The organism is Marseilla massiliensis (genome assembly GCF_016899955.1).
In the GTDB taxonomy this organism is placed as follows: domain Bacteria; phylum Bacteroidota; class Bacteroidia; order Bacteroidales; family Bacteroidaceae; genus Prevotella; species Prevotella intestinigallinarum.
In genome coordinates this window covers 1-2067 of the sequence record NZ_JACJJL010000071.1, presented here as the reverse complement: position 1 = coordinate 2067, position 2067 = coordinate 1, and the positions used below count along the sequence as shown (strand labels likewise).

Sequence of the window (2067 nt, the reverse complement as noted above, 5' to 3'; positions counted from 1 at the left end):
TAGGTATGCCGGAAGCAATGAAAGGTTATGTGTTTTGTAATGCCCGCCGACTTAATCCAATCCTTGAGGTACAAGGGAAGCAATGCTTGCGTCATACCCTTGAACACCTGCCCCGTGGAACGCTCGCCACAGAATGCAAGTGCTTCGTCTGACAGTGGCAAAATGGCTTCCGTCCGTGTCTTTTTGGTGACGATGTGCATACACCAGCCGCCATCCGCCGCCCTGATGATGTTCTCCCATTGCAGACGTATGATGTCGCTGATGCGCAATCCCGTAAGGCAGGAGAACAGAGCCGCAGACCTTACGACTGGCTTCTCGCAGGGCGTGTTGGCAAGCATTTTCACCTCGTCAAGCGTCAGGAACTCACGCCTTGTATTGGCTTCCTTTGCGTGTTTCAGCCGTGGGGCGATGTTCTCCTTAATCCGCCTTTCCTCGTAAGCTTGGCGCAGGACGCATTTCAGCTTGTTCAGGTTGTTGTTGGCGGTGGAAGCCATCATCTTGCTTTTGTTTTGCGTGGTGAGCGAGAGCATATAGGTGAGAAATCCCTGGCAGTATTCCACCGTCAAGTCATCAAAGGTGCAGCTTCCGCCGCAATACTTCTCGAAGTGCTTGTAGGCGGTGTTCCAATTCCTGAAATTGTCATCGTCCGCCATTTTGGAGCGGAAATATTCCAAGAAGCTCTCTTTGCCCCTGTTGCGGTCGAGGAAGCCGAACTCTTCGTTAATGATGGCTTCCGTCCGCCTGCACTTGATAAGCTCGGCATTGCGCAGCATGGTCTTGTTAAACTCCGCCTCAAACTTCTCTGTCGGATTGGCATAAATGTAGATGCCGAGGTATTCACGCCTTGTCAGCTTGCCAGTTTTCGGGTGTCTGACAGGAGGGTAGAAGTCAAGGTAGAGTGACAACTGCCCGTTCTTGATAGGTCGTTTCCTGACCGTCACTTTCGTACAAATGTTTGTCATATCGCTAATGTGTTTAATTGGTTATAAATGTTCATTCCTCCCTTTTGGCTTTCGTGCTTGCGCTTTTCCGCTCCGCTTCCTTACGTGCCGCATCCCAGTCGGCTTTCAGGTAGTACAACCGGTTGCCGTGTATTCGCTTCGTCCGTACCCCGTGCGTGAGGGCAAACCTGCGGACTTGGGTTTTGCCCAGCCCGAACAGGCGCATGATGTCGAAGCACGAATACCAATGTTCCGAAAGGTTGTTGCCCAGCCGCTCGTCCTCTTCCGCCATCGCCTTGTCCACTTCCGCTTTCGGGAAGCATTTGGTGGAATTGGCTTTGATGCACGGTATCGAGTACCGCATACGGAGGTTGTAGAACCGTCCGTAGGTGTAATTGAACTTTTGGCATATCTCCGCCATCGTATAAAGGTCACCGCCGACACTCTCCCTGTCCGTGAACGTGTCACGCACAGACTGCTTGTAGTTGTCCGCCGGAATGAGCCGCCGTTTTGCCGGACTGCCCTTTGTCTTTTTCTTTCCCTCTTGTCGGATGAGAGCTACTTCTCCATTCTTTTGTCTTTCTCCATTCATTTTCTTCTTTGTCTTTTTCCCCTGCTTGGCGAATAGCGAGACGCTCCGCTTGCAGTAGGTGGTTTCCTTAATCATCAGGAAGAAATCCTCCCTGGTGATTAGCGTAATATGGTACGTAATCCTGCAAGCCCGGAGCGTACCCTTGTAAATCAGGTTATACACGGTGCGGCTGCTCACTTGCAGTATGTCCGCCACCTCCCCAATGGTGAGGAACGGCTTGTTTGGCATATCCCGACCGAAGTCGGGCTGACCTGTTAATTTGTGTTCATTTTGACGGTCCATCATCGAAGAAATTTTGTTGCACATTGTTGAACGCTGTTGCACGCTGCTGAAAGGAAATCGAACCGTGCGCCCCCTCCTGCGAGGTACAATCGTGGTACAAAATTACTCCAATAAGGACTAAACGCCAATAGTCGAATTTCTCGTTTGTTAAAACATATTAGCTGAAAATCAGGTAATTACAACACTGAATTTTGCAGCCGCTTGCTCCCATTTTGTCCTGTTTTTCTCCATGTGGAACGACTTGCCGCTTCC

2 protein-coding genes are annotated in these 2067 nt (G+C 50.6%); both read right to left on the bottom strand.

Features of this window, described 5'->3' with window-relative positions; all coding sequences use genetic code 11:
- On the bottom strand, positions 1–962 hold a 962-nt coding region (locus H6B30_RS15880), incomplete at its 3' end, for a site-specific integrase (RefSeq protein WP_205112226.1).
- A gap of 31 nt (positions 963–993) precedes the next feature.
- Positions 994–1815 (bottom strand): helix-turn-helix domain-containing protein, encoded by an 822-nt coding sequence (locus tag H6B30_RS15875; RefSeq protein ID WP_022040911.1) that lies wholly within the window; start codon positions 1813–1815, stop codon positions 994–996.
- Positions 1816–2067: the final 252 nt, after the last annotated feature.

Coding starts and splice junctions, on each gene's coding strand:
- H6B30_RS15875 (WP_022040911.1), bottom strand. CDS start 1,815: ATGGACCGTCAAAATGAACACAAATTAACAGGTCAGCCCGACTTCGGT.